General features: G+C 67.4%; 3 protein-coding genes and 1 pseudogene. All 4 read right to left on the bottom strand.

Features of this window, described 5'->3' with window-relative positions; genetic code table 11:
- A partial coding sequence (locus tag ACIQNU_RS43700) for a condensation domain-containing protein (RefSeq protein ID WP_401378281.1) occupies nucleotides 1-2,024 on the bottom strand: 2,024 nt, incomplete at its 3' end.
- Between the two features lie 267 nt (nucleotides 2,025-2,291).
- Nucleotides 2,292-3,137 carry an FkbM family methyltransferase gene (locus ACIQNU_RS43705; protein WP_401378284.1) on the bottom strand — a complete coding sequence of 282 codons (846 nt, stop codon included), beginning with the start codon at nucleotides 3,135-3,137 and terminating at the stop codon, nucleotides 2,292-2,294.
- The gene (locus tag ACIQNU_RS43710; protein WP_401378287.1) at nucleotides 3,134-7,768 is read right to left on the bottom strand and encodes an amino acid adenylation domain-containing protein; all 4,635 of its coding nucleotides are present in this window, start codon (nucleotides 7,766-7,768) and stop codon (nucleotides 3,134-3,136) included. Before ACIQNU_RS43710 ends, ACIQNU_RS43705 begins: the two co-directional genes overlap by 4 nt.
- Before the next feature lie 153 nt (nucleotides 7,769-7,921).
- Nucleotides 7,922-8,350: pseudogene (locus tag ACIQNU_RS43715) on the bottom strand (AMP-binding protein); the annotation flags it as partial.
- Between the last annotated feature and the right edge of the window lie 9 nt (nucleotides 8,351-8,359).

The following is an 8,359-nucleotide window of genomic DNA, read 5'->3' on the forward strand; positions in this document are numbered from 1 at the left end:
ACCGACACCACATAATTCACCAACCCACCATGCCCCACCAACACACCCTTCGGACGCCCCGTCGACCCCGACGTATACATCACATACGCCAACTGACCCCGCTCCACAGCAACCCCAGGCGCCTCCGACGGCAGCCCCGCCAACACACCCACAACCGCCGGATCATCCACCACCACCGTCCGCAAACGCCCCACCGGCAACTCATCCACCAACTCCTCCGTACCCACCAACACCGTCGCCCGACTGTCCCGCAACATGAACCCCAACCGCTCCACCGGATACTCAGGATCCAACGGCAAATACGCACCACCCGCCTGCCACACCCCCAACACCGCCACCACCACGTCCACCCCACGCGGCAGACACAACGCCACCACCGACTCCGCACCCACCCCCACACCCCGCAGATAGTGGGCGAGGCGGTTCGCCCGCGCCATCAACCCCCCATACGTCAACGACTCCTCACCCGCCACCACCGCCACCGCATCCGGAGCCACCACACCCCACCGAGCAACCAACTCATGCACCCCACCCACACCCGCCGACGGCTCCACAGCCGGCAACTCCACACCCCCACCACCCCAATCCCCCACCAACACCTCACGCTCACCCACCGACAACAACGGCAACCCACCCACCCGCCGATCAGCATCCACAGCCACCGCCGACAACAACGCCACCAAATGCCCACCCAAACGCTCCACCGTCACCGCATCGAACAACGCAGTGCTGTACTCGAACTCCGCACCCAACCCCACCCCACCATCACTCAACACCAACCGCAGATCAAACTTCGCCACCACCCTCTCCGAAACATCCCCAGCGCCGGTGCCACCTCCCGCACCGCTGACGCTGTCACCACCGCCACCTTCAACGAAGTCATAGTTGAACAGGGCCTGGAACAACGGCGTACGAGAGCGATCCCGCTCCGACACCAACGCCTCCACCACCTGCTCAAACGGCACATCCTGATGCCCATACGCACCAAGAGCCGTCTCCCGCACCCGCCCCAACACCTCACGGAACGACGGGTCACCCGACAGATCCGCACGCATCACCAACGTATTCACGAAGAACCCGATCAAGTCCTCCGTCTCCGCACGATTCCGGTTCGCCACCGGAGTCCCCACCACCACATCATCCGAACCCGCATACCGACCCAGCAACACCACATACGCCGACAACAACGTCATGAACATCGACACACCACACTCACGCGACAACGCACGCAGACCTTCGGCGACGTCGTCCGGAATGTCGATGCCCATGGTCGCACCGGCGGAGGAGCGTACCGGCGGGCGCGGGCGGTCGAGGGGCAGTTGCAGTTCCGGTGCACCGGCGAGTCGGTCGCGCCAGTAGGAGAGCTGTCGCTTCAGTACGTCACCGTCCAGCCACTGCCGCTGCCACACCGCGTAGTCCGCATACTGCACGTCGAGCGGCGGCAGTGGGTCGGGCTCGCCCGCCAGGAAGGCCTCGTACAGCGCGGTCAGCTCGCGGTGGAAGAGGGAGTCCGACCACTCGTCGAAGACGACGTGGTGCAGCGCCACCACGAGTACGTGTTCGCCGTGGGCCGCGCGCAGCAGCGTCGCGCGGATCAGTGGACCCGTCGACAGGTCGAACGGCACCTGGGCGTCGGCCGCCGCCAGCTCCCGTACCGCTGCCGCGGGGTCGGTGCTGTCGGAGACGTCGACGACCGGCAGGGGGAACGGTGCCGGCTCGTCGATCACCTGATGCGGCACACCGTCCGCGTCCGCCACCAGACGCGTCCGCAGCACCTCGTGCCGCGCCACCACGCCACCCAGCGCCGCACCCAACACCGCCACATCGGGGACGCCGTCCCACCGCACCCGCATCGACAGGTTGTACTCGGTCGAGTCCGGTTCCAACTGGCTGAGGAACCAGAGGCGTTGCTGCGCGAAGGACAGCGGGAGGGGACCGGCTGGGCGGGGGTCCCATGCGCGGCGCGATACCTGCTCTCCCCTGAGGCGTCGCTTCAGCAATTCCCGCTTGGCGTCAGAAAGCATCAGTTGTCCCCTGCGAATGAGAAAGCTGAATTAGTGCATGACGGTGCGCTGCTCGGCCCTGATATATCCGTCGAAGCGCCCGGCTTCTTGAGAGCGGGATCGCGAATGATCCGCTCCGCTGAAGGTCGTGGCGATACCTCGGCGTGCGCTACTTATTCATGTCAGTCGAAGATTCCCCGCCTCACCATGGCACACCGCCGGATCATTGATCCAGCGGCCCATGGCGTACGTGGCGCTCGGTCGCCGGTCAGTATTCCGGTGCCGTGTTCAAGTGCTGCGCGGCGGCGTTTGAACGCCTGGCTTCCGGGTGGCGGCGAGTTCGTACAGATCCGTTCCCGTGAGCTTTGGCTGCTGACTGACGGCGACAGTGAAGCCGTGCCGTTCGAGGAGGCCGGTGAGGGTCCTCAGCCGGCCGTCCTCGTCATGGACCTCGGCGACGACATGGCCGATCAGGGGCCAGTGCGCGTCCTCGATCCCGGCCAGGACCAGGTGTTCCGCGCGCTCCACATCGATTTTCAGCAGGCTGACTTCCCGTAGGTCGTGGGCCCTGATCAGATCGGAGACGGTCAGTGTGGGCACGGTCATGTCGACGCCCCGGTGCAGGTCCCTGACGATCTCCCCGATGTAGTCCTCGGGGATTCCGGTGTTCCGCAGGAATATCCGGGTGTTCTCGTCGTCCGCCCGCTGATCGGCGAACAGACCCGAGTTTCCGGTGGACCGCGGGTAGTAGGTGAAGGAGCGGTGTCCTGCTCGGTCGGACACCGCACTGCGCACGGCGACAGCGCCCGGCAGATGGCGCCGGAGATTCGCCTCCAGACAGGAGAACGTGGTCGGCGCGGGTTCCACGGCGACGATCCTGAGATCGGGTGCTTTCCAGCCGAACATCAGCGAGACGATCCCGATGTTCGCCCCGATATCGAGGACGGTGTCCCCTGGTCGCAGGGCGTCAGCGGCCGACCTGTAGAGCCCCGCGTCCACGGCCTCCTCCCAGAGGACTTTGGCCTCCGCGGGGCTGACGCAGGTGATGCCGCGCCCGTTGGGGAGTTCGTACGCGCTGGTGCCGTCCGCCGCCGCGGCCGACCGCGTGCCGTGCGTCCCCCTGGACCCCGTCATGCGGACGCTCCTCCGTCTTGCTGCCAGCGGGTGATCTCGGCGCTCAGATACGCACCCACGGCCTCCCCGCTCTCGCCGTAGAAGACGGTCGAGTGCTCGCCCGGCACGTCCACGACCTCCGGGCCCCGTGTGACGGGGATCTGCCACTGTTCGAGGGTCCACTTGTACGGCTTGGGCCGGTCGTCGCGCGGCATGAGGAGCACCACACGGCCGTCGTAGTTCCGCATGCCGCGGTGCATCAACTCGCCGTAGTACGAGTAGGCAAGCCGGTTGATGGCCAGGGCGCGCATGATCCGCAGGGCGTGCTTGTCGCCTTCGCGGACGCCCTTGGCGATCTCGTCGTCCGGCGCCCCGAGTTTGAGCACCTTCTTCTCGTTCGCCCGGGAGAGTTTCGTACCCGGAGCGCTTTCAAGTGCCTCCTCGACGGCGGCCAGCAGCTTCCGGTCGGACTTGCCGAACGCCTGGCTCGGCAGGCGCCAGGCGAAGGGCTGGCGGGCCGGCGCCATGAGGAACACACCGCCCACCTCCTTGCCCATGGCGGTGAGTTGGCGCGCCATCTCGAAGGCGACGTAGCTGCTGCCGGACTGGCCGGTCAGCAGGTAGGGGCCTTCCTTCTGCACCCTCAGCATTTCGCCGATGTACGTGGTGGCCATCTCCTCGACGGACGAGGGCGGCGCGTCCTCGCCGGTCAGGCCGCGTTCCTGGAGTCCGTAGAGCCGCTGCCCCTCTGCCAGGTGCCCGGCGACCTCGGCGAACGCGGCGACCTCGCCGGTCAGGGTGTGCACGGCGAATATGGCGGGACTGATCCGGCCGGCGCGGATGGTCACCACCGAACGGACGTCGGGGTCCTCGGCCTGTATCTGGATCAGCGGTGCGGCGGTCGCGAGGGTGGGGTGGTCGAAAAGGTCGCCGACGCTGATGTCGTGGCCCGCGCCACGGATGCGGCCGACGATCTGGGTGACGAGGAGCGAGTTGCCGCCCAGCTCGAAGAAGTTGTCATGGGCGCCGATCCGCTCGATCCCGAGGACTTCGGACCAGATCTCCGCGAGAAGTTCCTCCGCCTCGCCGGACGGCGCGATGTACTCGGTGCTGGTGGAGCGAACCGTCTCGGGTATCGGAAGGGCCGCCTTGTCCACCTTTCCGTTCGTGGTGAGCGGGTACCTCGACATCTCGGTGAAGGCCACCGGAACCATGTAGTCCGGCAGGCTCCGAAGCAGCAGTTCCCGCAGGTCGGCCGGTTCGGGTATGCCCTCGCTGTGATCGGTGGGCACCAGGTACGCGGCCAGCTTGCGGTCGGCGTTGTCCCCGTACGCGGTCACGACCGCCGTCCGCACCGCGGCGTGCGCGGCAAGTGCCGTCTCGATCTCGCCGGGCTCTACGCGGAACCCTCGGATCTTGACCTGGTCGTCGGCGCGGCCGACGAACTCCAGCCGACCGTCCGCCAGCCACCGCACCTGGTCACCCGAGCGGTACATCCGCGTGCCGTCCGCCACGAACGGGTCGGCCGGGAACCGCTCCGCGGTCAGTTCCGGACGGCCGAGGTATCCACGGGCGACGCCCGTACCGGCGATGTACAACTCGCCGGTCATTCCCACCGGGACGGGGCGGAGTTGGGCATCGAGGACGTAGACGCGGGTGTTGGCCATCGGCGTACCGATCGACGGCACACCCTGACCCTCCGGATCGAGGACGGCGATGCTCGCGCACACCGTGATCTCGGTCGGGCCGTACGCGTTGAGCAGCCGATAACCCTCACGCCATACGGAAGCAGCCGCCTCCTCCAGCCGCTCCCCCGCCGTCACCAACGTCCGCAGACCTTCCAGGTCCGCCGGTTCCAGAACGGCCAGGAGCGACGGCGGCAGTGTCGCCACCCGAATCTCACGCTCCCGCACCAACGCGGCCAGGGCACGGGGCTCGGCCCGTTCCTCCGCCGTCGCCACCACCAGCCGGCCACCCGCCACCAACGTCACAGCGACTTCGGACACGGCAGCGTCGAAACCGAAGGGCGCGAACTGGAGCACACCGTCACCCGCACCGACACCAAACGCCTGTGCCTGGGCCAACGCCAGGTTCACGACTCCACGGTGCGCGACCTGCACACCCTTCGGCCGACCCGTCGAACCCGACGTATAGATCACATACGCCAACTGATCAGCAGTCGATGGCACGACATCCAGCTCCGGCGCCGTCGAGGGCAAATCCGCCAGCGCGGCCACCACACCCGGAGCATCCACCACCTCCGTCCGCAGACGCCCCACCGGCAGCTCATCCACCAACTCCTCCGTACCCACCAACACAGTCGCCCGACTGTCCCGCAGCATGAAGCCCAGCCGCTCCACCGGATACTCCGGGTCCAGCGGCAGATACGCACCACCCGCCTGCCACACCCCCAGCATCGCCACGACCATGTCGACCCCACGCGGCAGACACAACGCCACCACCGACTCCGCACCCACCCCCACACCCCGCAGATAATGCGCCAGACGATTCGCCCGACCCATCAACTCCCCATAATCGACGGACACTTCGCCGCAGACCACGGCCACCGCGCTGGGCGCAGAGGCTGCACGCTCAGCGATCAGCTCATGCACACCACCCACCACCGGCAACGGCTCAACCGTCGCATTCCACTCGTTCACCAACCGCTCATGCTCGGCCTCGGTCATCACCGGCAGCTCACCCACCGGCATCTCGGCGTTCGCGCCGACAGCTCCCAGCAGCGTCACCATGTGCCCCGCCATCCGCTCGACCGTCACCGCGTCGAACAACGCGGTGCTGTACTGGATTTCTCCGGTCAGGGCGCCGTCGTCCTCGCCCAGTGCCACGACCATGTCGAACTGAACCGGCAGCAGACCCGTGCCGGTTTCTATGCCCATGCCGGCCGCACCGGCCCTCTCGCGATCGGAGGGGGAGGTGCCTGCGGCCTCGGCCGCATAGTTGAAGGAGACGCGGGCGAGGGGGCCACGGCTACGGTCCCGTACATCCGCCATGGCGTCCACCACCTGCTCGAACGGCAGGTCCTGGTGCGCGTACGCACCGAGCGCGGTCTCACGTACCCGGCCGAGGAGTTCGGCGAACGTGGGATCGCCGGACAGGTCCGTCCGCATCACGAGGGTGTTGACGAAGAACCCGATCAGGTCCTCGGTCTCGGCACGGTTCCGGTTTGCCACCGGCGTACTCACGACAATGTCGTCGGAGTGGGTGTATCGGCCCATGAGGACGTCGAAGGCGGCGAGCAGCGTCATGAACATCGTGGTGCCGTGCTCGCGGGAGAGCGCCTTCAACGCCTCCGCCGTACCCACGGGGGCCGTGAACCGCACCACTGCGCCCTCGGTCGAGCGTACGGCCGGCCTCGGCCGGTCGGTGGGCAGCTCCAGATCCGGTGAGCCGTCCAACTTGCCGCGCCAGTAGGAGAGATGGGAGTCGAGTACGTCACCGGTCAGCCACTGTCGCTGCCAGGCCACGACATCCGCGTACTGGAACGCGAGCGGCGGCAGCGGATTCGGCTCACCCGCACGGAACGCCTCGTACAAGGCGGAAAGCTCGCGCTGGAAGACGCGGTCCGACCACTCGTCGAAGACGACATGGTGGATGACCAGGGAGAGTACGTGCTCGTCCGGCGAGAGCCTGACGAGCGTGGCTCGCACCAGGGGGCCGTTCGCCAGGTCGAACGGCGTCAGAGCATCCTTGGTGACCATGTCACTCGCGGCACCCTGCGGATCCATGCTTCCGGAGAGGTCGAGGACTGGGACGGGCATGGGCGTGGGCGGGTCGATGACCTGGTACGCCACACCGTCCTCGCCCGCGACGAGCCGGGTCCGCAGCACCTCGTGCCGGGCGACGATCGCGTCCAGCGCGGCACCCAGAGCCGCGAGGTCCACGTCACCGGTCAGCCGCAGACGCGTCGACATGTTGTACTCCGTCGAGCCCGGCTCCAACTGATCCAGGAACCAGAGGCGTTGCTGCGCGAACGACAGCGGCAACGGCTCGTCCCTCGCGACGGCCGTCATCGCCGGCCCGGCATCACCCCGCCCGGACGTCTCAATTGCCGCCGCCAGACCCCGAACGGTCGGCTGGTCGAAGAGGGCCGACAATGCCACCTCGACCCCGAACGCCTCCCGGATACGGGAGATCACCTGCGTCGCGAGCAGGGAGTGGCCGCCCAGATCGAAGAAGCTGTCCGTGGCGCCGATACGGTCCGCCCCCAGCACCTGGGACCAGATGCCTGCCAGCAACTCCTCCGCCGCGGTGACCGGTGCCACGAATCGGGCGTCCGAATCGGCGCTCCATCCTTCCGGCTCGGGTAGTGCCTTGCGGTCGATCTTGCCGTTCGGCGTCAGCGGCAACGCGGCCAGCTCCACGAACAACGACGGCACCATGTACTCCGGCAGACTCTCCCGCAACCACTCCCGCAACACACCCACCGACGGGATCCCAACGGCCTGGACGGCCGGCACCACATACGCCACCAGACGACGCCCCACACCCTCCCCACGGCCAACCACCACCGCGGAACCGACCGCCGGGTGGGCAATCAGAGCGGCTTCGATCTCGCCCGGTTCGATACGGAAACCGCGCACCTTCAACTGCTCGTCCCCACGACCCAAAAACTCCAGCCGACCATCCGCCAACCACCGCACCCGGTCCCCCGACCGATACATCCGCGAACCATCCCCCGCAAACGGATCCGCCACAAACCGCTCACCGGACAGGCCCGCACGACCCAGATAACCCCGCGCCACACCCGCACCACCGATGAACAACTCACCCGCCACACCCACCGGCACCGGCTCCAACCTGCCGTCCAGCACATACACCCGCGTACTCGCCACAGGTGAACCGATCCCCGGCACCCGGTCCGCCGACAACCGTTCACACGCCGACCACACCGTCGTCTCCGTCGGCCCATACATGTTCCACACCCCCGCCACCCGCCCCACCAACGCACCCGCCAACCCACCCGGCAGCGCCTCACCACCACACAACGCCACCAAACCAGGCAACCCCACCCACCCATCAGCCACCAACATCTGCCACGTCACCGGCGTCGCCTGCAACACCGTCACACCCCACCGCACCAACTCACCCGCCAACACACCCGCATCACCCACCACCCCACCCCCAGCCACCACAACCCGACCACCCACCACCAACGGCAACCACAACTCCAACCCCGCAATATCAAACCCCCACGTCGTCACCGCCAACAACACATCACCCCC

Source organism: Streptomyces sp. NPDC091292, from assembly GCF_044757265.1.
Taxonomy (GTDB): domain Bacteria; phylum Actinomycetota; class Actinomycetes; order Streptomycetales; family Streptomycetaceae; genus Streptomyces.